This is a genomic window from Actinoplanes sp. NBC_00393, assembly GCF_036053395.1.
Taxonomy (GTDB): Bacteria; Actinomycetota; Actinomycetes; order Mycobacteriales; family Micromonosporaceae; genus Actinoplanes.
On sequence record NZ_CP107942.1, the window covers coordinates 2,049,323 to 2,071,929 of the forward strand.

Genomic DNA, 22,607 nt, shown 5'->3' on the forward strand with positions numbered 1-22,607 from the left:
CACCTCAGTGCTAGTACGCAGATAGGCGGAACAGGATGCCCCGGGTCCCGTCTGCTGACGCGCATATGATCAGGCGATGCTCCAGCAGTACGACGAGCGCAACGCCGGCATCCGCTACTGGGTCAACGGCGAGCTCCTGCACCGCGACCAGCCCGGACTGTCCCCGTTCGACTCGGTGGTGCAGGGCGGCGACGCCGTCTGGGAGGGCCTACGCGTCTACCGCGGCGCGATCTTCGGCCTCACCGAGCACCTGGCCCGCTTGCGCCGGTCCGCGCTGGCGCTCGGCTTCACCGACATCCCCGCAGACGGGGTTCTGGTCTCCGCGATCACCGAGACGTTGCAGGCCAACGAGATGACCGACGGCGTGCACATCCGGCTCACCCTGACCCGCGGGGTGAAGGTGACCAGCGGCATGGACCCACGCCTGAACCGCTCCGGCCTGACCCTGATCGTCCTGGCCGAACACAAGGCCCCGGTCTACGACACCACCGGCCTGCGGCTGGCCACGTCGAGCTTCCGCCGCCCCGCCCCCGACGTGCTCGACCCGAAGATCCACCACAACAACCTGCTGAACTCCATCCTCGCCAAGATCGAGGCAAACGCGGCCGGCGCCGACGACGCCCTGATGCTGGACCAGCGCGGTTTTGTCGCCGAGACCAACGCCACCCACCTGTTCGCGGTGATCGGCGACGCCCTGGTCACCCCGACCACCGCCGCCTGCCCCGAGGGCATCACCCGGCAGACGGTCCTGGATCTGGCCGCCGCGCACGCCATCCCGGCGGTGGTGCGCGACGTGTCGCTCACCGAGATGTACGCGGCCGACGAGGTCTTCTGCACCGGCACGATGGGCGAGATCGCCGCCGTCACGGTGATCGACGGCCGTCCGATCGGCGGCGGCGAGGTCGGCCCGCTGACCAGCCGCATCGCCAAGCTCTACCAGGAATACGCCGCCACTCACGGCGTCCGCCTCTTGTAAAGCGGCCGACCACCCGCGCGTGGTCACTCACCGCTGTGCCGTCCCGCCGCATCGTGGCCGTTATCGCCGTTCCGCGCGAGCCGACTGCCGGGGCGCGGCAGTCGGCGCGGCCGCCGGGCTCATCCTGCTGGTCACGCTCAAACCGCAGCCACCCGCCACCGCAGCAGCCACCCGCCCCCCGCAGCATCCGGCCACCGCAGCATCCACCGGCGACCGCACAGAATTCCCGGCCACCGCACAGCATCCCCGGCCACCGCAGCATCCCAGGCCACCGCACAGCATCCCCGGCTACCGAACGGCATCCGGCCGGCCGGCGGCAGCAGCGCTAACGCGCGGCCGGGCCCGCTTTTGAAGGCTGTTCGATCACTGGGCCGCGCATCAGTGCTATCTGCCGGCCGTTGAGGCAGCGCTACTGCAGGGCTCGATGATCAACAAGTCCGAAAACAGCGCCTCAGCCGCGCGCTGGCGACGTCACCTCGATCCAGCGCCGGTTCTGCCTTTCTGGCTGGGCACGGAAAGCGGCTTGCACGGCCGGAGGCGGCGCTCATAACAGGCGGGAGGGTCTATAGGTGGCGGCCGAGCTGGTCAGGCTGGCTAGAGGCGGTGTTCGGCGAGTTCCTCGTAGTAGGGACGGGCCGCCTCCACCAACGGGCGTAAGCGGGCCGGCACGTCAACCGCGGACGGATCATAGGGTGCAAATCCAGTGGAAGCGCGCACCGCCGCGTACCAGAAAGGGGCCCAAACGCCGTCGGTCTCGCGCGGACCCGGCGCCCAGGAAAGCATCGCCGGGTCGAAGGCGAAGCCGAGACCGGCGCACAGGCGCCGCAGCGTGCCCTCCGGATCGCGCAGCACGTCCGCCGCGTCCACCACCGGACCGCCGAACGTCCGGAAGATCTCCGCCTGCTGCGGATAGCCGAGGTCGTCCAGAGTCGGCTCGCCTCGCACCCGCGCGTAGGAGGCCACCACCTGGGACGGCTCGCGGATCAGGAACGCGTGGGTGAGATCGCCCAGCCACTCCCGGCCGATCGTGGGGAGCAGGTGGTGGGTCATGTGTTTCTGGTACTGGATCGCGGGGTGGCCGGGCAGCGGCCCGGTCAGGGCCGCCGCCACCTCCTGCCAGCGGGTGGGCTGCGACGCCAGGATCTCGTCGCGGCCGGGATGATCGAGACCGGTCACCGCCAGGTAGTGGGCGTAGAGCGGCTCGTCGACCACCACCGTATCGGCGCGCGACGAGAAACTGCGCATCATGGCGGTCGAGATGTTGCGCGGCCCCGACCACATCGCCACCCGGATCGTCATCGGACGCGGGTCAGCTCCAGCACCGGGATGACGCGGATGCCGGCGGTCTTCTGCTCGTACTCCGCGAAGCCCGGGTAGCGCCGGGCCTGCTCGCCGAAGATCTGGTCGCGCTCGTCCCCGGTGATCTCCTTCACCTCGACCGGGAACGAGGCAGTGCCCACCTCCGCGGACGCCTCGCCGGCGGCGATCAGGTTGTGGTACCACTCCGGGTGCGTCGGCGCACCGCCCTTGGAGGCGAAGATGTACATGACGTCGGGATCGGTCTCGTGCGGCAGGTACATCAGCGGCGCCACGATCTCGCGCCCGCTCTTGCGTCCCCGGTGGTGCACCAGAATCATTGGCGCGCCCTCGAACGGTCCGCCGACGCGGCCCTCGTTCGCACGGAACTCCTCGATGATCTTCGTGTTCCAGTCGCTCATGGCTGAAGTCAAGCATGTCTGTAGATCAGCGGACACTTTTCTGTCCGGTCCCGTCCTACCGTGCGGGCATGCCCGAGTTCAGTAAAGACTGTGATCCGGCCGACGCGATCTTCTTCCGGCCCGACAAGTCGGAGCCGATCGGCTACCTCCTCGATCTGTCCGTCGCCAGCACCACCGTGCCGGCCGAACTCAAGGTCGCGGTCCCGACCGACGTGACCGCGCAGGTCTCACCCGGCACCGGCATCCGGTTGACCCCGGCGGTGGCCGTACTCGGCAGCATCTCCTGGTCGCTGCGCCCGAACGAGCCGATCCGGATCTTCGCCTACGCCGAAGTCGCGGTGGCGCAGACCCTGGCCGCGCTGCGGCGGCGCAACCTGCCGGACCCAGTCGCCCGGGTCTCGATAGTGATCTACGACTACGACCCGGCCCGGGAGGCCTACTACCCGCAGTTCCGCACGCGGGGCGGCGGCGGGGCGCCGGATCCGACCGTGCCGGCCACGCCGGTGACCGGCTGGCTCGGCAAGGACGGCCTGCTGGTCGCAGAAGATCCCGAAGATCTGACCCCGGGCGTACGGGTACACGCGGTCCAATTCGAACTGGTGCCGGTCGCGACCGCTGTTCCCCAGCAGATCCTGATCCAGCCGTCCCCGCACGAGACGATCATCAAGGATTTCGGTACGCCCGACTAGGTGATCCTGCCGCACGATGGCGTGGCCTGCCGACGCCCGGCGTCATGCGTCTGGCAAGATCCTCAGGTGCTATCGGCTGAGGAATTCGACACGTCCGTGCTGACCGAGCGTCAGCGCCGCATCCTGGGAGTCATCCGGGACTGGGCGGTGAAATACGGTCACGCGCCGTCCACCCGGGAGATCGGAGATGCGGTCGGCCTGGCCTCGACGTCGTCGGTCAGCCGTCATCTGCGCCAGCTCGAGGACCTCGGGTTCCTGCGCCGGGGGCGGACCGTGACGCGCCCGATCGACGTACGCATGTATCTGGAACCCGCCACCCCCGAGTCCGGTAGCGAGTCGACGGTCGGGGTGCCGCTGGTCGGCACGATCGCGGCCGGCACGCCGATTCTGGCCGAGGAGGAGACCGGGGAGCTGCTCAACCTGCCCCGCGACCTGGTCGGCCGGGGCACCCTGTTCTGCCTGCGGGTGCAGGGCGACTCGATGATCGACGCGGCGATCTGCGACGGGGACATCGTGGTGGTTCGCCAGCAGCAGGAGGCGTACAACGGGGACATCGTGGCCGCGATGATCGACGAGGAGGCGACGGTCAAGGTGTTCCGGCGGCGCTCGGGGCACGTTCTGCTGGAGCCGCGCAACCCGGCGTACGAACCGATCGACGGGGACCGGGCCGTCATTCTGGGCAAAGTGGTCTCGGTGCTACGCCGCATGTGACGGCTTTCGCCCACCGCATAGATTGGTGTCGGTCTGTGCGGTGCGGGGGAGGGCAGCGGATTGGCGGGCAACCGGGAGCCGGTGGCGGTCGCGCGTATCCGGAACCAGGTGGGCCAGGTCGCCGGCAGCGGGTTCCTGGTCGCTCCGGACCTGGTGCTGACCTGCACCCATGTGGTCCGCCATGCGCTCGACACCAAGTTCACCTCCGAGCCGCCGGACGGCGCCGTCGAGCTGGACTTCCCGCTGCCGGACGGGGTGGCTAAAGCGCGGGCCACCGTCGTCGCGTGGACGCCGGAGAACTCCGGTCACCGCGGTGACACCACCCTGCTGCGCCTGACCGAGCCGCTGCCGGGCCTGCCGGTGGCCCGGCTCAGCCCGCAGCAGACCAGCCGTGACGAGCCGGTCCGGATCTTCGGGTACGCGTTGCTGCGCGCCCACGGCCCCGGCGACGTGATCGCCGGGGTGGCCGTCACCGAGCGCGCCGGGATGCTGCAGATCAACACCGAGGGTGAGCTGCAGGTCGAGCGCGGCTACAGCGGCTCCCCGGTCTATCGGGCGGACGGCGGCGCGGTCGTCGGCATGGTGGTGCAGACGGTCACCGGCGGGCGGAGCTGCAACGCCGTACCGGTCAACGCCCTCCTGGAGAACTTCGCCGAGCTCGGCGAACCGGATCCGGCGGCCGCGTCGCCGTACCGAGGTCTGCAACCGTTCGAGGAACGCCACGCCGACCGGTTCCACGGCCGCGCCGACCTGACCGCCACGCTGGTGGAAGCGATCCGGCGCCGGCCGCTGCTGATCGTGATGGGCCCGTCCGGCAGTGGCAAGTCGTCGCTGGTCCGGGCCGGTCTGGTGCCCGCGGTCCGGGCGGCGAAGGTCGAGAGTGTCACCGACCGGCTGTTCCCCGGCGAGCAGGCCGAGACCATGGTGGCCCGGCTGGTCCTGCAGGCGATCAGACCGGATGCCGGGTCCGCCGAGGAGCGGGGCCTGGCCGAGCGGCTGCGCACCGAACGTTCGGATGCGCTGGCCGGCCTGGCCCGCGCCCTCGACGAACGCGCCGGTGACGACGGTCTGCTCCTCTTCGTCGACCAGCTGGAGGAGGCCCCGCCCCCGGCCGTCGAGTCCACGATCGAGCTGCTGCACGGCCTGGTCCGCAGCGCCCGGCGCCGCCCGGACGGCACGGTACGTGTCGCAGCCGTGGTGACGTTGCGTGCCCGGGTGCTGGAGGACACCGTCGGCCCGGAGGTCGCCGAGGCGGTCCGGCGGGCCGCGATCGAACTGGTCCGCCCGATGAGCCCGGACGAGCTGCGCGACGCCATCCGGGCCGGTGGTGTGCGGTTTGAAGCCGGTCTGGACGAGCGGATCCTCGCCGAGGCCGGTGACGAGCCCGGTCGGCTGCCGCTGATCGAGTTCACCCTGGAACGGCTGTGGCAGGACCGCGGCCGCTTCGACGAGCTGTCGATCGAGGTGTACAAACAGCTCGGCGGCGTCTCCGGCGCCCTGGCCACCTACGCCGACGAGGTTCTGAGCGAACAGCCGGAGGAAGACCGGGAACGGTTCCGGGCGGTGCTGACCGCGATGGCCCGGCCCGCGGACGACGGCGCCGGGTTCCGGCGCCAGCCGCTGGAACTCGACGGCCGTGACGCCGCGGAACTGGTCGCGATCAAGCTGCTGGCGAGGAGCCGGCTCGTCGTGGTGTCCGAGCCGGCCGGCCGCCCGAGTTACGCCGAGTTGGCACACCAGGCCCTGCTCGAGAGCTGGCCGGCGCTGCGGGAATGGCTCACCGCGGACCGCGAGTTCCTGGTCTGGCGCGACCGGCTGCGCACCGACCGGAAACGCTGGGTGGCCTCCGGCGAGGATCCGGACGCGCTGTTGCGGGGCGCCGCCCTGGCCGAGGCCCAGCGGTGGACGGCCGCGCGCACGGCCGACCTCGACGGGGCCGACCTCGGGTTCGTGCGGGCCGGCCAGGCGCGGGAGAGGCGGCGGGTGCGGGTGCTGCGTACCGTGATCGCGGTTGTCACCGCTCTGGCGGTGTTGGCGACGCTGCTCGCGGTGGTGGTCGTCTGGCGCAGCGCGGCCCTGGCCGATCAGGTCCGGGCAGGCGTTTCGCGGCAGCTCGCCGCGCATTCCCAGCGCTTCCGCGACAGCAATCCGGCCAAGGCCCTGCAGTTCGCGCAGGCCGCGTGGCACGCGGACAAAACCCCGGAGGCGTACGGGGCGCTGCTCACCCAGTTCGCCATGCTCGACCGGGTCGACCGGGTTCTCCCGAACCTGTGGGAGGGCGCCGCGAGCCGGATCCAGGCCAGCGACGACGGGCAGGTCGTGGTGATCGCCGGCGCTGAAGACCCGGTGGTCTGGCGCGGGCTGACCGGTGGCGGGCCGGTCCGGGTGTCATTGGCCGGCGCCGCGGCGGTGGACCAGCTCCAAGTCGATCCATCCGGCCGGTACGTGGCGGGAGCGGCTGACGACGGCACGGTGATGTTCTGGGATCTGGCCCGGCCGGATGCTCCCCGGACCCTGTCCGAGAAGGTCACCGGCGGACCGGTGAGCCCGCTGCAAGTCGGCAACCTCGCCTTCAACGGCGACGGGACCCGCCTGCTGGTGTTCCGGGTGAAAGGGACGACGGGCGCGAACGCCGACACCACGGTTCCCGACCTGCGCGTGTGGAATCTGGCCGACGGCACTGCGATCACCTCGGCGGTCTCGCTGACCGACGACGACTTCCGCGCCTACTTCGGCCCGCGCCTCGGCACGGTCGCGATCGAGCGCACGAACCAGGTGGTCGTCGCCGACCTCGCGTCGGGCCGGGCCCGCACCACCTTTCGTGAGCGCAGCGCCCGGCTGGCCGGCAACGGCGCGACGGTCATCGACTGCGATACCGACAACCTGCGGGTGCGCGACATCGCGTCCGGCCGGACACTGCGGTCGATTCCGATCTTCTGCGGCCTGCTGACCGTTGACGGCACCACCAACGCGGTCGTCAACGGCGCTGAGGTGGTCGACTTGCGGACCGGCTCGGTGCACCGCAGCGCCATGCCGCCGGTCGGCGACTCGGGAATGGCCATTGTGACCCCGGCGACGGGCGATCTGGTGGCCCTCGGTGTGCGCGGGGAGTTGCTCTACCGCACCCGGCCCACCCCGGCCACTGTCTCCGCGCGCGCGTCAGAGGCCGACGAGAAGACTGCCGCACCGGGCGCCCGGTGGGTGGTCACGCCGGACGGCCGGCACGCGGTGACGATCCGCAGCTCCGGCGAGATCGAACTGTCGGAGACCTCGACCGGCCAGCAGATCGCCCGATCTCGGACGGTGCCCCACCTGAAATCCCCGCACCGGGAACCGCAGTTCGCCATCACCCCGGACAACCGTTATCTGGTCATCGCCGAGCCGGATGCCTTAGCCGTCCACAGTCTTCCGGCGCTGACCCGGCAGCGGCGTCTCCCGCTTCCCGAGGCGAACCTCGACGGCGCGGTGCCCCCACCCGAAACGGCGTTGGGCACCACGGTCGCCGCGACCGGCGCGGATCGGGTCGTGGTGCTGCATCACGGCATCCTGGCCTCGTGGAGTGCCGGCACCGGCGAACCGGCCGGCCCGCCGTTGCCGATCACCGACGGTGACGCCGCGGCCCGTTTCGAAGCCGCCAAGGCCTTCATCACGGCGGTCCGGCCGGGCCATCCGCACCAGGTCGCGATCGTCCTGAGCGAGGGGACGCTGCAGATCTGGAGCCTCGACCAGCGAAAGGTCGTCGAGACCGTCCCCGCCTCGGCGGCGGCCGGCGGGCGGTCCGCGGTGTTCGACACCACCGGCGGCCTGCTCGCCGTCGGCACCCGCTCCGGAACCACCGAGATCTGGGAGGCCACCGAACGGGACGCCGGCCGGCCCGTGCCCTCGGAACCCTTCGTCCGGGTGCTCGGGTTCACCAGCGAGCGCTATCTCCTCGTCCAGTCGATCGGTTCGCCGACGAACGCCCAGCTCTGGGACATCGGTGCCGGGCTGCTGCTCGCGGAACTGCCCGCGCCCGACGGCGGCGGCAACTGGACACTGAGCGACGGCGTCCTGGCCAGCCGGGCCCGGGAGGTCAGCCAGGTCATCCGGCTCGACCCGGATTCGTGGTTCCAGCGGCTGTGCGACCTCAACGACCGCCCCTTCGCCGCCGAGGAAGTCGATCTGCTGAAGCGTGACAAGATCTCCGTCGAACGGCCCTGCCCATGAGCAACCGTGAGCCCGTCGCGGTCGCCCGGATCCGTGACGACGCCGGCCGTCTCGTCGGCACCGGTTTCCTCGTCGCGCCCGACCTGGTCCTGACCTGCACGCACGTCGTCCTGGCCGCGCTCGGTGCCGACTTCGCCGGGGAACCGGCGGATGACACCGTCGACCTGGACTTTCCGCTCGCTGACGGCGCCGCCCGCGCCCAGGCGCACGTGCTCGGATGGACCGCGCAGGACGCCGGGAGCCGTGGTGACATCGCGCTGCTCAAGCTCACCGCCGCGCCGCGCGGGCAACTGCCGGCCGCCAAGTTGCGGCCGGTGCGCATCGGCCGGGACGAGCCGGTTCGGATCTTCGGGTACGCCCTGCAGCGCGCCCAAGGCCCAGGCGACGTGATCACCGGTGTCGCCGTCAGTGAACGCGCCGGGCTCCTGCAGATCAACACCGCGGGCGAACTGCAGGTCGAGCGGGGCTTCAGCGGCTCGCCGGTGTACAACCCGGAGACCGGCGCGGTGGCCGGCATGGTCGTCACCGCGGTCAGTGGCAAGTACAGCTGCAACGCTGTACCGATCAACGCCGTCCTGGACACCTTCCCCGAGCTCGGGGAGCCGGATCCGGCTGCCGGCTCACCGTACCGGGGCCTGGAGCCGTTCGAGGAACGGCACGCCGCCTGGTTCAAGGGCCGCGACGCAGTGATCGGCCGCCTGGCCGCCGCGGTCCGCGAACGGCCACTGCTGATCGTCATGGGCCCGTCCGGCAGCGGCAAGTCCTCCCTGATCAGGGCCGGTCTGGTGCCCGCCGTGCGAGCCCGCGAGGCGAAGATCGTCACCGCCCGGCTGCGGCTCGGCGAGCGGATCGAGACCCTGGTGGCGCGCCTGATCATGCCGGTGCTCGACCCGGACGCCGACGACCCGGCCCGGCTCGCCGAGCGGCTGCGCACCGAACCCGCCGACACCCTCTCCACACTGGCCGGCGAGCTCGACGACCGGGCCGGCGATCACGGCCTGCTGCTCTTCGTCGACCAGCTCGAGGAGGCGGCTCCGGAAGCGGTGCACGCCGCGATCGTCCTGCTCGACGGCCTGGTCCGGGCCGCGCGACGCCGCCCGGACGGCACTGTCCGGGTCGCTGCGGTGGTGACGCTGCGCGCCGGCGTGCTGGAGGAAACCCTGAGCGCCGAGATCGCCGGCGCGGTCAACCGGGCGCGGATCGAACTCGTCCCACCGATGAGCCGCGACGAACTGCGAGCCGCGATCCGCGCCGGCAACGTCGGTTTCGAGGACGGCCTGGACGAGCGGATCCTCGCCGACGCGGGTAGCGAACCGGGCCGGCTGCCGCTGATCGAGTTCACCCTGGAACTGCTGTGGCAGCGCCGCCGCCGGTTCGACGAACTGACCGTCGAGGCCTACGAGGAACTCGGCGGCGTCTCCGGTGCTCTCGCCACCTACGCGGATCAGGTCCTGGACCAGCAGCCACAGGACGACCGCGAGCGGATCCGGACGGTGCTGACCGCGATGGCCCGCCCTTCCGACGACGGTTCCGGTTTCCGGCGGCGGCCTCTCGACCTGTCCGGCCTGGCCGAGCCGGAGCGGGCGGTCGTCGACGAGCTGGCCGCCCGCCGGCTCGTCGTGGTCACCAAACCGGACGGCCGCGCTGCGTTCGCGGAGCCCGCACATCAGGCTCTGCTGGAGAGCTGGCCGACGCTCGCCGAATGGCTGGCGAAGGACCGCGAGTTCCTGACCTGGCGCGACCAGCTGCGCACCGACCGGGCCCGATGGACTGCTGCCGGGCACGACCCGGACGCGCTGCTGCGCGGAGCCTCGTTGAGTGCGGCTCGGCAATGGGCGGGTGAGCGTGGGCCCGACCTGAGCGCCGACGACCTCGACTTCGTGCGGACCAGCCGAAACCGGGAGAAGCGGCGGGTGCGCGCCCTGGGTACCGTGGTCGCGGTTGTCTCGATCTTGGCCGTGGTGGCCGGTTCGCTCGCCCTCGTGGCCGCGCGGCGCAGCGCGGCTCTGGCCGAGCAGGTGCAAGCTTCCGCTTCGCGGCAGCTTGCCGCACATTCGCTGCGCTTCCGCGACACTGATCCGGCGAAGGCGTTGCAGTTCGCTCAGGCTGCGTGGCGCGCAGGCAAGACCCCGGAGGCGTACGGGGCACTGCTCACCCAGTACGCCATGCTCGACCCGGTTGATCGGGTCTTTCAGGGCCTCTGGCAGGGAACTCCTGAGCGCATCCAGACCAGCGACGACGGCCGGGTCGCGGTGATCACCGGTCCCGCCGCTGCAGCGGTAGTGACGGGGTTGACCAGCGACGAGCCGGCCTTGGTGACGCTCCCGGGCGCCGAGACTGTGGACGCGCTCGAGGTAAACCCCACCGGCCGCTACATCGCCGGGGCTGACTCCGACGGCACCGTCGCCGTCTGGGATCTCGAGCGGCCCGGGTCGCCGCGCGTGCTGGCCGGGCCGGTCGACGCCGACCGGCCCGACCTGAGAGGTCTCGACAACATCGCGTTCAGCCGCGATGGGACGCGCCTGCTGGTCTTCCGGTCGGTCAACCCCTTCAACGTCAATACCGCCTCTGGTCCGGCGGTACCCGACCTGCGGATCTGGGACCTGGCCGACGGTAAATCGGTGCCCGCCGCGGTGCCGGTGGGTGCTACGGCTTACCGCGTTGCCTTCGGGCCTTCGGCGGGAACCGTGGCGATCGCCAGGTCGGAAGGGGTAGTGGTGCATGACCTCGCTTCCGGCCGACTCCGGCGGACGATTCCCGGGCAGCTCGTGGCGCTGGCCGAGCACGGCGTGTCCGTCGTGGACTGCGCGAACAAGACGTTGCGGGTTCGCGAGACCGCTACAGGCGCGGTCCGCAGCGGCATCCCCCGGGCTTCGTGTGAGGCGGCCGACATCGATGGCACCACTAACATGGCTGTCCTCGACGGGCGGTTTCTAGGTAAGGAGACCAACGCGGTCCTCAATGTGGTCGATCTGCGCACCGGCACCAGCTACCGCGGGGTGCTGCCGCCGGTGATCGACCTGACGTTCGCCCCCATTCTCGATCAGCTCGCGATCGTGCGGGGCTCCGTCGGTGTGCCCATTGCGCTCGGCCTGCGGAGCGACCTTCTGTATCGCATGGCGCTCACCGTCGCCAGGCCGGTCCGTGCTCACGACGATGTGGTTGAGAATGCCGCCTGGGTCCTGACACCCGACGAGCGAAGCGCGCTGACCTTCTACCGGTCCGGCCGGATCGAGCTTTCCGACGCGGCGACCGGCGACCAGGTGGCGAAGATGGAGGGGCCGGCACTGGCCTGGCAGTTTGACGCCGGTGAACGCGGGCGTGAGTTCGCCATCACACCGGACAGCCGCCGTCTCCTGATCACCGAGCCGGGTGGGTTGGCGGCCTACTCGCTGCCCCGCCTGGCTCCCCTCTGGCGCCGGGATCTGCCGAAACCGGACTTGAGCGAGCTCGCTGCTGGCAGTTCTTCAAGTATGGTCAGCTCAGTCACCATGTCCGGCCCCGACCGCGTGACGGTCCTGCACCACGGGATCCTCACCTCGTGGACTGCCAGTACCGGCGAGCCGGACGGCCCGCCGCTCCCACTGGCCGTCCGGGATGTCAAAGCCCGCTACCAGGCCGGATTCGCCCGCATCAAAGACGTCCGGCCGGGAGACCCAGACCAAATCGTGATCGCCCGGGTGAGCGGAAAAGTAGAGATCTGGGATCTCGGATCGCGTGAACCGGTGAGCGGGCCTCCACCGCAGGCCGTCACATTCGGTGGATCCGCGGTCTTTGACAAACACGGGAAACGACTCGCCGTCGTGACCGCGACCGACTCCGAGGTCTGGGATCTGGACACTTCTCAGCGGCGCCGGCCGATCCGCGCAGGTGGGGCGGGCACGGAGATCATCGGCTTCACTCCGGAGGGCTACCTGTTGACCGCGCCCAGCGGCAATCCCGAACCGGTGAATGTATGGGACGTGAACGCTGGGCTGATGCTCGCCCAAACGGCCGCACTGGACGAGGACTCGCCTTGGACGCTGCGTGGTGACGTCCTCGCCAGCCGCAGCCCGGCTGGCAGCCGAGTCATCCGGCTCAATCCGGAAGCCTGGTTCGAGCGGCTGTGCGCCCTCAGCACCCGCGATTTCACCGCCGAGGAGCGCGAACTGCTGGAACGCGACGACGCGCCCACCGACCCGCCGTGCTCATGATCGGTTGACCCGCGTCGATAGGGTGGGCCGCATGACAACGGTCGTGGTGATGCCCCTGGACGACGGCGGTTCGGTGCTGGTGGAGGTGCCCGACGAGCCCGGCAGCCTGGAGAACGTCGGCCGCCCCGACGCGCTCAAGCACGCGCAGGAGACGCTGCAGCAGGCGCTGGCCCGGATCCGCCCGGCGGCCACCGCGATCCGGGACAGCATCCGGGAGATGGCCGACCCGCCGGAGCGGATCGGCGTCGAGTTCGGCGTGAAGGTGACCGCCGAGGCCGGCGTGGTCGTCGCCCGCGCCAAGAGCGAGGCCAACTTCACCGTCCGCCTGGAGTGGTGAGCCGCGGTCAGGCCGGCCGCACCAGCCGCGTCTCGTAGGCGAGGACTGCGGCCTGGGTCCGGCTGGCCAGGCCCAGCTTGGACAGGATGTGCGCCACGTGGGTCTTCACCGTGGCCTCACTGAGGTACAGCTCGCGCGCGATCTCGGCGTTTGACCGGCCGTGCGCGAGCTGTCGGAGCACGTCTTTCTCGCGCGGGGTGAGCACGTCCAGTTCGGCCGGGTTGCGGCCGGCGGCGACCTGCCCGGCGAACGCGTCGATCAGCCGGCGGGTGACGTCGTGGTCGAGCAGGGCGACGCCCTTGACCACGGTCCGGATCGCCGCGATGAGCTGGTCCTCGGGGGCGTCCTTGAGCAGGAAGCCGCCGGCGCCGAGGCGCAACGTCTCGTAGACGTACTGGTCCAGGTCGAAGGTGGTGACCACCAGGACCCGCGGCGGGTCGGGCAGGGCGAGCAGCAGCCGGGTCGCTTCGATGCCGTTGAGCCGGGGCATGCGTACGTCCATCAGCACCACATCCGGCCTGAGCCGCTTGGCCGCCTCGACCGCCTCGACCCCGTCCCCGGCCTCGCCCACCACTTCGATGTCCGGCTCGGCGCGCAGGATCATCCGGAACCCGGCGCGGACCAGGCGCTGATCGTCGGCGAGCAGCACCCGGATCATGCCGGCACCGGCAGGCACGCCCGGATCCGGTAGCCGCCGGCCGGTTTCGCGCCGGCGTCGAGCGTTCCGCCGTACAGGGCGACCCGTTCCCGCATGCCGAGGATGCCGAAGCCGGGCTCGTCGCCGGGGGTGCCGGCGCCGTCGTCGGTCACCTCGATCCGCAGGGCGGCCGGTTCGACCTGGATGCGGATCGAAGCGGTGGTGGCGGCCGCGTGCCGCAGGACGTTCGTCAGCGACTCCTGCACGATCCGGTACCCGGCGATGTTGATCCCCGCGGGCAGCGTGTCGACGTCACCGGCGACGTCGCTGACCATGGTCAGGCCCGGCCGGCTCAACTGGCTGATCAGCGCGTCGAGGTGACGCAGGCTCGGCTGCGGGGCCAGGTTGCCGTCGGGGGCCGAGCGGATCACGCCGAGCATGTGCCGCAGGTCGGTCAGGGCCTGTTCGGCGAGCTGTTCCACGGTGTCGAAAGCGGCCTTCGACTCGTCGGGATCGATCGTCAGCATCCGGCGGCCACCGCGGGCGTGCAGCACGATGATGCTGATCGCGTGGGCCACCACGTCGTGCAGGTCCCGGCGATCCGGGCCCGTTCGGCGGCGACCGCGGCTTCGGCCAGCTCGGCCCGTCGATGGTTGACCGTCGCGGTGTGCCGGACCCGTCGCATCACCGTGCCGAGACCGAACGCGGCGCCGACCTGGATCCAGCCGATGAACAGGTTGACCAGACCCGGCCAGACGATCCAGCTGTTCACCGACGCGGCCAGCAGCAGCACCGAGCCGGCCGTCAGGGCGGTGCGCAGGTCCGGTGTGTACGCCATCGCCGAGTAGCTGATGACGAAGAAGGCGACCGTGAACGAGAAGATCTCCACCGCCGGGCTGTAGGACAGTGGCGCGACGAACGCCACGGCCGTGAGCAGCGCTACCGGCAGGGGCGCGATCCGCCGCCAGGCGAGGGCCACGCCGGTCGCGGTGAGCAGCAGGGCGCTCAGGACGTGGCGCGGCGTCAGCGTGAACACCAGCGTGATCTCCCAGGCGATGCCCGCGGTGACCACGCCTGCCAACGCGACGTCCGGCCACCGGATACGCGTCATGAGCTCGACGGTAGACCGGCACGCCCGCGGGCCGCCTCATCACAACGGTGTAGGCGTCTCGGCAACTCGGGCGACGACCGGCCGCGGTGCCGGCTCACAGGATGAGGCCATGACGACCACACTCGACACCACACCTGTTGTCGGCCGGGGTGCGGCGCTCACCGCCGCCGTGGCCGGTCCACTGATCCTCGTGCTCTCGTTCACCCAGCCGCCCGACGGGCCGGACATGGCCACCGCGAGTGCGGCACAGATCCGTACCTGGGCTCTCTCGCAGGCCACTGCCCTGCGCATCGGCGCGCTCGGCGGTGTGCTGTCGCTCGCGGTGCTGCTGACGGCCACCGCGGCGCTGAGCCGGGTGATCCGGGACGCTCTGCCGCGCTCGCTGCTCGCCGACCTGTTCGCCGGCGCCGGCCTGCTGCTCATCGGCTCGCTGTTCCTGAACAGCACAGCCTGGGCGCTGCCGGCGGTACTGCCCGGCCTGATCGGCGCCGATCTGGCCACCGTCGACGATGCCACGCTGCGCGGCTGGTACGCCCTCACCGGCTTCACCCATCTGCTCGGCGACTTCCAGATGATCTTCATTGCGGTGATGGTCGGGGCGTTCTCGGCGGCCGCGTTGCGGGCGCGGATGGTGCCCCGCTGGGTCGGATGGCTGGGCGTGGTGATCACGTTATCGGCCGTGCTCGGCACCGTCGGCATCACGACCAGCTCGGATCTGCTCTACGGCTTCTGGTTCGGCGGGCTGTTCGGCTGGGTCCTGTGGTATCCGATCGTCGGCATCGCGCTCGGCCTGCGGAGCCGCCACACCTCGGCTGGTTGACATGGCTGTCCCCCCGCCCCGGAACAGCCCTGTCCCGATTCAGATGTTCCCAACACCCGGATGGCGTGAGTATGCTGACGCCGTGATGGAGCGATGGCCCGGCTGACCCGGGTGCAGCAGCAGGCGCGTACCCGGGCGGCCGTCCTCGTGGCGGCCGCCCAGGAGTTCGCCGAGCGCGGCTATGCGGAGGCGAAGGTCGACCGGATCGCGGACCGGGCCGAGCTGACCCGTGGCGCGGTCTACTCGAACTTTCCCGGCAAGCGCTCCCTCTACCTGGCTGTTCTGCTCGAGGCGTTGCAGGACCGGCCCGCCGCCGTGAGTGTGCAGCCGCCCGCTGACGTCGCCGAGGCGGCCGAGGCGTTCGCCCGGGTCTGGCTGGAGCGGCTGCCGCTGGCCGGGGACACGGCTGCCGGTGCGCAACTGCGGGCGCATTCGGTCACCGGCGTCTTCGACGACGAGCCGGGCCGCGCCGCGATGGCGGCGCTCACCCAGATGGAGAGCTTGCTGCTCGCGTTGCGGTTGGAGACGTCCCGGCCACGAGAGACCCGCCGCGTACGCCTGGCCGAACTCCTCCTCACCCTGCTGCACGGCGCCGACCACCTGGCTCAGGCCGCCCCGGGTTTCGGCGACCCGTTCGACGTGACCCGCGCCTGCCGCTACCTGGCCGCCATGGAAGCGCCCGACGTGTGGGATCCGCCGCATCTGCCGTACATCGGTCCTGCCCAACGGTGTGCCGATCGCTGGGAGCCGCCGGCCGAGGTGATCGACGCCCTCACCGACGGCCCGGTGAGCTGCGGCGCCGACAGCGTCGTGGTGGTCCTCGGCTCGCGGCGGCTCGGCATGGCTGAGGAGGCGGTCCGCGCCGCCCGGACGACCGACCTGGTCACCATTGCCGCCGTGACCAGCGATCCCGCCGAGATCGGCGCCCTGGTCCGCCTGCGGATCAACGCCCTGGCCACCACGTTGCGGCGAGTCTTCGGACCATCCGGATCAAGGGTGCGGGTCGTCTTCGACTTCGACGGAAGCCTCGCAGCGGCAGCCGGAACCGAAACGGCCGACGACGCCGAAGCGGCGGTCCTGATCCGAGCGGGACAGATCGTCGCCCGGGCCACCGGCCGGGGCGCCGGGCACGCGGCCGCGATCGCCGAGGGGGAGCGATGAGCGAAAACCTGGTCCTGCACACCCTGCGCTGCATCGGGTTCGCCGACCTGGGCCGGGTTGCGGAAGCCTGCGGCCTCGAGGAGAGCGACGTCGAGTCCCACCTGATCGATCTGGCGGTGGACGGCTTCGTCACCCGCCAGCGGGGCGAGTTCGGCGGCTGGGGCCTGACCGAGCCGGGCAAGGACGAGGACGCCAGGCGCACGGCCGGGGAACTCGACGAGGCCGGCGCCCGTTCGGCAGTGGCCGGCGCGTATCAGCAGTTTCGGGAGCTGAACCCGGAGCTGCTGGACCTGAGCACGGCCTGGCACATGCGTACCGTCGACGGGGTCGCCCGGGTCAATGATCATGCGGATTCCGCGTACGATGCCCGGGTTGTCGCCCGTTTCGGCGACCTGGACCGGCGTGCCGAGCCGGTCTGTGCGGATCTGGCCGCGGCCCTGCCGCGTTTCCGCCGCTACCGGGTGCGGCTGGCGGCGGCGCTGGACCGGGCCCGCGGCGGCGACCTGAAGTTCCTGGCCGACGACATGAACTCGTATCACGGCGTGTGGTTCCAGCTGCACGAGGACCTGCTCGCCACCCTCGGCATCCCGCGATGATCCACGATCTTCCCGCGGATCTGCCGGCCGATCTCATCGGGGCCAAGGCGCACGGCCTCAACGAGCTGATGCGTCTCGGCCTGCCCGTCCCACCCGGCTTCGTGATCTCCACTGCAGCGTGCCGGGCGTTCCTGCGCGACGGGCGGCTTCCCGACGAACTGCCTCCGCAGGCGGGCCGGGTGTCGGTGCGTTCCGGCGCGGCCGTGTCGATGCCCGGCATGATGGACACCGTTCTCGACGTCGAGCCTGATCAGGTTCGGTCAGCGATCGCGGCGGTCTTCTCGTCGTGGAACAGCCCGCGGGCGGTCACCTACCGTGAGCTGCACGCGATCCCGCACGATCTCGGCACCGCGGTGATCGTGCAGGCCATGGTCTACGGCGATCGTGATCAGCACAGCGGCAGCGGGGTCGCGTTCAGCCGTGATCCGAGCACCGGGGCTCCGGTGGTGTTCGGCGAGGTGCTGTTCGGGCGGCGGGGCATCGATGTGGTGTCCGGGTCGCACGCCACCCGGCCGGTGACCGATCTGGCCGAGCGCGAGCCCGCGGTGTGGGCGGCGCTGGAGTCGGCGCTGGGCCGGTTGGAGCGGCACTACCGGGACGTGTGTCAGGTGGAGTTCACATTCGAGTCGGGGCGGCTGTGGTTTCTGCAGGTCCGGCCGGGTGGGCTGGTCGGGCGGGCGGCGATCCGGGTGGCGGTGGACCTCGTCGACGAAGGGCTCATCGACCGGGGAACCGCGGTGCAGCGGGTCAGCGCGGGGGATGTGCGCGCTGCGCGTACCCCTCGGTTGCGAACCGATGTTGACCTTCTTGCCCGGGGGCAGGGCGCGAGCCCGGGTGTCGCGGCGGGCCGCATCGCGGTCACCGCTGACCAGGCGGTACGGATGGCCGCCGATGGGCCGGTCGTGCTCGTCCGCCCGCACACGTCGCCGCTGGACATGCACGGCTTGGCGGCCGCGGCCGGGGTGGTGACCAGCCTCGGCGGCCCGGCCAGCCATGCCGCGGTGGTCGCGCGGGCCATGGGCAAACCCGCGGTGGTCGCGGCGCCCTTGACGGTCGATCTTCAAGCTGATTGTGTACGCGCAAACGACCGCTCAGTCCCCGAAGGCACCCTGATCGCCGTCGACGGCACCGGCGGCGAAGTGGTCCTCGGCGACCCCGGCACCACGACCGCCGCCGAGGATCCGCATTTGAGCCGCCTGCTGGCATGGATGAACGCTGATCTACGGTGACGGGATGAGTCGTCGCCTGAACGCCGTCACCACCGACACGATCCTCGACCGCCATCTGTTCGCGCTGGCCGACGGGGACGACGGTGAAGGCCTGGAATCACCGCACGAGACCGGTGGCTGGGTCACCGCTGGACGGGCGTCGGTCCTGGTGGAGAGCCCGTACGACAACCTGGACGCGATCCTGCGCCTGGAGGAGTGGGACGGCGAACCCGACCCGGAACCGGACGACGGCCGCGGCCCGTGGGACGACGTGGTCACGGTCAGCATGGAGTGTTCCGGCGTCAACGGGAACCTCGGCATCAACCAGATCACCATGGGCTGGGACGACAGCGGGTTCGCGCTCAGCCGGCCCGGCCGCTTCCACGTGCGCCTCGCCTGCCGCAACGGCGCCGCCGCGCAGCAGGCCTACTCGGACGCGCGGGCTCGGTTCGCCGAGTCCGACTGGAACGGTCCCGAGTGCGCGCAGGCCCTCGAGAACGTCGGCGTCAAGGAGGAATACCTCGTCCAGTTCTGGCCGGCCGTCACTTCACCATCCGGAACCGGGGATGCTCCAGCCAGCTGACCAGCAGTTCAGCATCGACGAGGTGGTAGACGGCGAACTCGTCGTCCACGGTGCGGTACGGGATCGCGTACGCGTGCCCGGGCAGTGACTCGGCGTCGGCCGGCAGCGGCCCGGTCAGATCGATGATCCCGCCGTAGCGACGGGCGACGGCGAGCGCGAGCCGGCCCAGAAGCTCATGGCTGTCCCGGCCGCTGGTCGCCGCGGACAGCACGATCTCCGTCTCCGGAGGGAAACCCGCCGCTTTCGTGAGGGCGGCGATCTCCTCGGGGTCCTCGTGCTCCGGCTCACCGACGTCCACGAACAACGGCCCGGTCATCGGCGTGGGGCTGCTCATCCCCAGCCGCTGGGCGTCGCGCAGCCACCAGCCGCCGCTGTCGATCACGAAGATCTCGGCCAGCCAGTCGCGGAACGCCACGATCTCGGCGTCGGTCCACGAGGTCGCCAGCAACACCGCTGCAGAAGGTCCCGCCACGGGACCATTCTGCCGTGCCCACCCGCTGCGGTTTCCTGCCGTGCCCACCCGCTGCGGTTTCGCCGTGGGCTGATCGCGGCCCGCTTCGGCTGCGGTTTCGCCTTGGCCTGAGCGCGGCCCGCTTCGGCTGCGGTTTCGCCTTGGCCTGAGCGCGGTGTGCTTTGGCTGCGGTTTCGCCTTGGCCTGAGCGCGGCCTGCTTCGGCGGCGATCTCCCCTTGGCCTGAGCTCTGCCTACTTCGGCGGCCAGTGGCGGAAGACGGCTCGTACCTCGGTGTGCCACGGGACGCTGCCGTCCTGCCAGCCCGCGCCCGGCTGCCCGGTCTCCTGGTTGACGACCAGTGCCGCCAGCGACGGCTCCTTGTTCGTGGCGCAGTCGCGCGCCACCTCGTCGAGCACGTGCCGCATATGGTTGCGCAACGCGACACCCTCGATCCCGAGAGCCGTGCCGAGCTCGCCGTAGGTCACCAGGGTGCGGCGCATGGCCGCGATGATCAGAGCGGCCCGGGCCTGGGCGACCCATCCTGCGCGCTGTTCGCTGGGCTTTTCGTTGGGCATCGCGAGAGTATCCGCCCTACCGGGCATCTCAGGCCAGACAGGTTGCGGCATTGAGGTCTGCCCGCCGCGGTTGCACCAGTCGCAGCGCCGGGTCAGCGAGCCATCCGATGATCTTCGGTGCGCTGCGCTGCGCTGCGGTGCGGTGCGCTGCGGTGCGGTGCGCTGCGGTGCGCTGCGCTGCGGTGCGGTGCGCTGCGGTGCGCTGCGCTGCGGTGCGGTGCGCTGCGGCACTCGGCGACCGGCGTTGTGGATCACGGTGACGGCCATAATTCCCAGCTGAGAGGCACACGAGGCCCGTTTCCGGGGGCCGGCTGTGAGCTGTTGCTGCCTCAACCCGCGGGAAGGGTGCGTAACGTCCAGCCGGCTGATCCACAAGCCCGAACAGACCGGCCTAGCTGTGCCTTATGGCTCTCGCTGCCCCGGCCCCTCTTTGCCGCAGCGGTCCACCAACGAATTGGCCGGCGCCGGCATCGGCGACCGGCTTGGTCGAGGCCGCGCGGCGGCTTGGTCGGGGCGGCGTGGCGGCTTGGTCGGGGCGGCGTGGCGGCTTGGTTCGGGCCGCGTGGCGGCTTGGCCCGGGGCGCGTGGCGGCTTGGCCCGGGGCGCGTGGCGCTTGGCCCGGCCTGGGTGGCTTGGCCCGGGTCGCGCGGCATATTCAACGGGCTCAGTCAGCGTTGCGGGCTGGGAGAGTACCCGGCGGCTCAGGCCAGGCCGGCCTCCTTCGCCAGGATCGCGGCCTGCACCCGGGACGTGCAGCCCAGCTTGGCCAGCACCCGCGACACGTGCGTCTTCGCGGTGGCCTCGGTGATCGACAACTCGTGGGCCAGGTCCGCGTTGGACAGGCCGCGGCCGAGAGCGGCCAGCACGTCACGTTCGCGCTGGGTGAGGGAGTCGAGGCCCGGGGAGGCCGGTGGCGCAGCCGCCGGGGGAGTGGTGACGAAAGCGGTCAGCAGCCGGCGGGTCACCTCCGGTGCCAGGAAGCCGTCGCCGGCTGCGACCCGGCGTACCGCCTCGATCAGCGCGGCCGGTTCCACCGACTTGAGCAGGAAACCGGCGGCGCCGGCGCGCAGCGCGCCGAACAGGTAGTCGTCGAAGTCGAAAGTGGTCAGGATCAGCACGTCGCAGAGGCCGGCCGCGGTGATCTCCCGGGTGGCGGTGATCCCGTCGGTGCCGGGCATCCGGATGTCCATCAGCACCACGTCGGGGCGCAGCGCGGCGGCCTGGCGGATGGCGACGGCGCCGTCCGCGGCTTCGCCGACCACGATGATGTCCGGCGCCTGCTCCAGCATCAGCCGCATGCCGGCCCGGATGGCGGCGTGGTCGTCGGCGAGCAGCACCCGGATCCCGGGATCGGTCACGACCCGCTCCGGACGGTGGGCTGGTCCGCGGGATGGAGGGGGAGCTTTGCGCGTACCCGGAAATGGTTTTGATCCTGATCGGTGGTGAGCTCGCCGCCGAGCAGCGCGGCGCGCTCCCGGATGGAGATCAATCCGGTGCCCGCGCTGAGCGCGTGATGATCAACCGCGCCGGCGCGGGTCAGGGTGTTCGTGACGGTCACGGTCACCAGGTCCCCGGTCTTGCGCACATCGAGGCGTACGTCGGACCCGGGCGCATGTTTGCCGGCGTTGGTGAGCGCCTCCCGGACGATCCGGTAGACGGTGTGCGCCACGACCGCCGGCATCTCCGGGATCTCGCGGATCTGCGTCTCGACCCGCAGGCCGCCGACGGCCGCCGCCTCGACCAGGTCGGGCAGCCGGTCCAAGCCGCCCGGCAGCGTCGGATCGGCCGCCGCGGGATCGTCCGCGCGCAACAACATGATCATGGAACGCATCTCCTCGAGAGCAGCCAGACTCGTCGTGCGGACCGCTTGCAGGGCAGTCCGGTCCCGGTCGGTGTCCGGCGGCCCGGCCAGCGCCGCACCTGAGTGGATCGCCGTGGTGGACAGGTGCGCGGCGATGACATCGTGCAGGTCACGGGCCATCGCAGCGCGTTCGGCGAGAACGGCCTCGCGTGCGGTGCGCTCGGCGTCGAGAGCGCCGAGCTGGCGTTGCTGGCGGATGTTGGCGGCCCACCAGAGCGGCACGAACAGCAGCGTGGTCAGCTGCAGCGCGATGAAGACCGCCACCCGGAACTCGCCGGTCGCCAGACCGCCGACCACGCTGGCGGTGCCGATCACGACGAACACGCCGGTCGTCGTGGCGGCCCGGGCGCGGGCCGAACCGAACACGCCGACCGAGAAGATCAGGTCGAAGAGCACCAGGATCATCGCGATGCTGCCGCCGAGCAGGACGTCGGCGGTCGCCGCGACGACGCCGACCCCGAGCGCGAGCATCGGATGGTGGCGTTTGCCCAGCATGGCGAGACAGCCGACGGCGAGCGGCACCGTCTGCCACCAGAGCGGCGAGCCGTCCAGCGCGGCGGGCGTCGGAATGTCCCAGATGTCGATGAGCCCGATCAGGTTGAACGCCAGGCCCAGGGCGAACGTCCCGGCGGCGGCGACCGCATCCCGGAACCGGTTGCTGCTGGTCCGCCAGCGCTCTTTCACCCCCACCGCCTCATCCCATCACGGATCGCGCGATGCGGCGTACCTCGAAGGATGTATGCCGCCGCATCCTTCGACGGACGCGCCGGGC

General features: G+C 71.1%; 20 protein-coding genes. 11 read left to right on the plus strand and 9 right to left on the minus strand.

Annotation, left to right across the window (positions count from 1 at the left end; translation table 11 throughout):
* Nucleotides 1-76 precede the first annotated feature (76 nt).
* The gene (locus OHA21_RS09290) at nucleotides 77-976 is read left to right on the plus strand and encodes an aminotransferase class IV (RefSeq protein WP_328472227.1); all 900 of its coding nucleotides are present in this window, start codon (nucleotides 77-79) and stop codon (nucleotides 974-976) included.
* A gap of 594 nt (nucleotides 977-1,570) precedes the next feature.
* On the opposite strand, the gene OHA21_RS09295 is transcribed toward OHA21_RS09290, so the two are convergent.
* Together OHA21_RS09295 and OHA21_RS09300 are read right to left on the minus strand one after the other, a co-directional pair.
* The gene (locus OHA21_RS09295; protein ID WP_328472229.1) at nucleotides 1,571-2,275 is read right to left on the minus strand and encodes an HAD family hydrolase; all 705 of its coding nucleotides are present in this window, start codon (nucleotides 2,273-2,275) and stop codon (nucleotides 1,571-1,573) included.
* Nucleotides 2,272-2,694 (minus strand): nitroreductase family deazaflavin-dependent oxidoreductase, encoded by a 423-nt coding sequence (locus tag OHA21_RS09300; RefSeq protein WP_328472231.1) that lies wholly within the window; start codon nucleotides 2,692-2,694, stop codon nucleotides 2,272-2,274. The genes OHA21_RS09295 and OHA21_RS09300 overlap by 4 nt, the downstream gene beginning before the upstream one ends.
* Nucleotides 2,695-2,762: 68 nt before the next feature.
* Between OHA21_RS09300 and OHA21_RS09305 the strand changes: the two genes are divergently transcribed.
* The 5 genes from OHA21_RS09305 (at nucleotide 2,763) to OHA21_RS09325 (ending at nucleotide 12,830) form a co-directional block, all read left to right on the plus strand.
* The gene (locus OHA21_RS09305; RefSeq protein WP_328472233.1) at nucleotides 2,763-3,383 is read left to right on the plus strand and encodes a hypothetical protein; all 621 of its coding nucleotides are present in this window, start codon (nucleotides 2,763-2,765) and stop codon (nucleotides 3,381-3,383) included.
* Between the two features lie 66 nt (nucleotides 3,384-3,449).
* Complete coding sequence (lexA, locus tag OHA21_RS09310) at nucleotides 3,450-4,094, plus strand: transcriptional repressor LexA (RefSeq protein WP_328472235.1); 645 nt, start codon at nucleotides 3,450-3,452, stop codon at nucleotides 4,092-4,094.
* Between the two features lie 81 nt (nucleotides 4,095-4,175).
* Nucleotides 4,176-8,300, plus strand: coding sequence for an nSTAND1 domain-containing NTPase (locus OHA21_RS09315; RefSeq protein WP_328472237.1), 4,125 nt, complete (start codon nucleotides 4,176-4,178; stop codon nucleotides 8,298-8,300).
* Nucleotides 8,297-12,493 (plus strand): nSTAND1 domain-containing NTPase, encoded by a 4,197-nt coding sequence (locus OHA21_RS09320; RefSeq protein ID WP_328472239.1) that lies wholly within the window; start codon nucleotides 8,297-8,299, stop codon nucleotides 12,491-12,493. Before OHA21_RS09315 ends, OHA21_RS09320 begins: the two co-directional genes overlap by 4 nt.
* 31 nt (nucleotides 12,494-12,524) lie before the next feature.
* Nucleotides 12,525-12,830, plus strand: a complete 306-nt coding sequence (locus OHA21_RS09325) for a CU044_2847 family protein (RefSeq protein ID WP_328472241.1) — start codon at nucleotides 12,525-12,527, stop codon at nucleotides 12,828-12,830.
* Between the two features lie 7 nt (nucleotides 12,831-12,837).
* Here the strand turns inward: OHA21_RS09325 and OHA21_RS09330 are convergent, their stop codons facing one another.
* The 3 genes from OHA21_RS09330 to OHA21_RS09340 are packed head-to-tail and all read right to left on the minus strand — an operon-like array spanning nucleotide 12,838 to nucleotide 14,578.
* Nucleotides 12,838-13,488: a response regulator transcription factor gene (locus OHA21_RS09330; RefSeq protein ID WP_328478349.1), complete on the minus strand. Its 651-nt coding sequence runs from the start codon at nucleotides 13,486-13,488 to the stop codon at nucleotides 12,838-12,840.
* Nucleotides 13,485-14,048 (minus strand): sensor histidine kinase, encoded by a 564-nt coding sequence (locus OHA21_RS09335; protein ID WP_328472243.1) that lies wholly within the window; start codon nucleotides 14,046-14,048, stop codon nucleotides 13,485-13,487. Before OHA21_RS09335 ends, OHA21_RS09330 begins: the two co-directional genes overlap by 4 nt.
* Entirely contained in the window at nucleotides 13,988-14,578 is a 591-nt protein-coding gene (locus OHA21_RS09340; protein ID WP_328472245.1) for a hypothetical protein, read from the minus strand. The genes OHA21_RS09335 and OHA21_RS09340 overlap by 61 nt, the downstream gene beginning before the upstream one ends.
* Before the next feature lie 109 nt (nucleotides 14,579-14,687).
* On the opposite strand from OHA21_RS09340, the gene OHA21_RS09345 reads away from it, so the two are divergent.
* From OHA21_RS09345 to OHA21_RS09365, 5 genes are all read left to right on the plus strand, one after another.
* Entirely contained in the window at nucleotides 14,688-15,398 is a 711-nt protein-coding gene (locus OHA21_RS09345) for a hypothetical protein (protein WP_328472247.1), read from the plus strand.
* A gap of 93 nt (nucleotides 15,399-15,491) precedes the next feature.
* Nucleotides 15,492-16,559 carry a TetR family transcriptional regulator gene (locus OHA21_RS09350; protein WP_328472249.1) on the plus strand — a complete coding sequence of 356 codons (1,068 nt, stop codon included), beginning with the start codon at nucleotides 15,492-15,494 and terminating at the stop codon, nucleotides 16,557-16,559.
* Nucleotides 16,556-17,155: a transcriptional regulator gene (locus OHA21_RS09355; RefSeq protein WP_328472251.1), complete on the plus strand. Its 600-nt coding sequence runs from the start codon at nucleotides 16,556-16,558 to the stop codon at nucleotides 17,153-17,155. Before OHA21_RS09350 ends, OHA21_RS09355 begins: the two co-directional genes overlap by 4 nt.
* On the plus strand, nucleotides 17,152-18,384 hold the full coding sequence (locus tag OHA21_RS09360; protein ID WP_328472253.1) for a PEP/pyruvate-binding domain-containing protein: 1,233 nt from the start codon (nucleotides 17,152-17,154) through the stop codon (nucleotides 18,382-18,384). Before OHA21_RS09355 ends, OHA21_RS09360 begins: the two co-directional genes overlap by 4 nt.
* 4 nt (nucleotides 18,385-18,388) lie before the next feature.
* Complete coding sequence (locus tag OHA21_RS09365) at nucleotides 18,389-18,946, plus strand: hypothetical protein (protein WP_328472255.1); 558 nt, start codon at nucleotides 18,389-18,391, stop codon at nucleotides 18,944-18,946.
* Here OHA21_RS09365 and OHA21_RS09370 read toward each other — a convergent pair.
* The 4 genes from OHA21_RS09370 to OHA21_RS09385 all read right to left on the minus strand — a co-directional run bounded on the left by OHA21_RS09370 (nucleotide 18,906) and on the right by OHA21_RS09385 (nucleotide 22,525).
* Nucleotides 18,906-19,418, minus strand: coding sequence for a DUF6368 family protein (locus OHA21_RS09370; RefSeq protein WP_328472257.1), 513 nt, complete (start codon nucleotides 19,416-19,418; stop codon nucleotides 18,906-18,908). The genes OHA21_RS09365 and OHA21_RS09370 overlap by 41 nt on opposite strands.
* A gap of 232 nt (nucleotides 19,419-19,650) precedes the next feature.
* The gene (locus OHA21_RS09375; protein WP_328472259.1) at nucleotides 19,651-19,974 is read right to left on the minus strand and encodes a hypothetical protein; all 324 of its coding nucleotides are present in this window, start codon (nucleotides 19,972-19,974) and stop codon (nucleotides 19,651-19,653) included.
* 701 nt (nucleotides 19,975-20,675) lie between these two features.
* Nucleotides 20,676-21,272, minus strand: a complete 597-nt coding sequence (locus OHA21_RS09380) for a response regulator (protein WP_442875158.1) — start codon at nucleotides 21,270-21,272, stop codon at nucleotides 20,676-20,678.
* 56 nt (nucleotides 21,273-21,328) lie between these two features.
* Complete coding sequence (locus OHA21_RS09385) at nucleotides 21,329-22,525, minus strand: sensor histidine kinase (RefSeq protein ID WP_328472263.1); 1,197 nt, start codon at nucleotides 22,523-22,525, stop codon at nucleotides 21,329-21,331.
* Between the last annotated feature and the right edge of the window lie 82 nt (nucleotides 22,526-22,607).

Bases quoted from the DNA above. Each gene is read 5' to 3' on its own strand.
- OHA21_RS09290 (WP_328472227.1), top strand. From the start codon at position 77: ATGCTCCAGCAGTACGACGAGCGCAACGCCGGCATCCGCTACTGGGTC.
- OHA21_RS09295 (WP_328472229.1), bottom strand. From the start codon at position 2,275: ATGACGATCCGGGTGGCGATGTGGTCGGGGCCGCGCAACATCTCGACC.
- OHA21_RS09300 (WP_328472231.1), bottom strand. From the start codon at position 2,694: ATGAGCGACTGGAACACGAAGATCATCGAGGAGTTCCGTGCGAACGAG.
- OHA21_RS09305 (WP_328472233.1), top strand. From the start codon at position 2,763: ATGCCCGAGTTCAGTAAAGACTGTGATCCGGCCGACGCGATCTTCTTC.
- OHA21_RS09320 (WP_328472239.1), top strand. From the start codon at position 8,297: ATGAGCAACCGTGAGCCCGTCGCGGTCGCCCGGATCCGTGACGACGCC.
- OHA21_RS09325 (WP_328472241.1), top strand. From the start codon at position 12,525: ATGACAACGGTCGTGGTGATGCCCCTGGACGACGGCGGTTCGGTGCTG.
- OHA21_RS09330 (WP_328478349.1), bottom strand. From the start codon at position 13,488: ATGATCCGGGTGCTGCTCGCCGACGATCAGCGCCTGGTCCGCGCCGGG.
- OHA21_RS09340 (WP_328472245.1), bottom strand. From the start codon at position 14,578: ATGACGCGTATCCGGTGGCCGGACGTCGCGTTGGCAGGCGTGGTCACC.
- OHA21_RS09345 (WP_328472247.1), top strand. From the start codon at position 14,688: ATGACGACCACACTCGACACCACACCTGTTGTCGGCCGGGGTGCGGCG.
- OHA21_RS09350 (WP_328472249.1), top strand. From the start codon at position 15,492: ATGGCCCGGCTGACCCGGGTGCAGCAGCAGGCGCGTACCCGGGCGGCC.
- OHA21_RS09355 (WP_328472251.1), top strand. From the start codon at position 16,556: ATGAGCGAAAACCTGGTCCTGCACACCCTGCGCTGCATCGGGTTCGCC.
- OHA21_RS09360 (WP_328472253.1), top strand. From the start codon at position 17,152: ATGATCCACGATCTTCCCGCGGATCTGCCGGCCGATCTCATCGGGGCC.
- OHA21_RS09365 (WP_328472255.1), top strand. From the start codon at position 18,389: ATGAGTCGTCGCCTGAACGCCGTCACCACCGACACGATCCTCGACCGC.
- OHA21_RS09375 (WP_328472259.1), bottom strand. From the start codon at position 19,974: ATGCCCAACGAAAAGCCCAGCGAACAGCGCGCAGGATGGGTCGCCCAG.
- OHA21_RS09380 (WP_442875158.1), bottom strand. From the start codon at position 21,272: ATGCGGCTGATGCTGGAGCAGGCGCCGGACATCATCGTGGTCGGCGAA.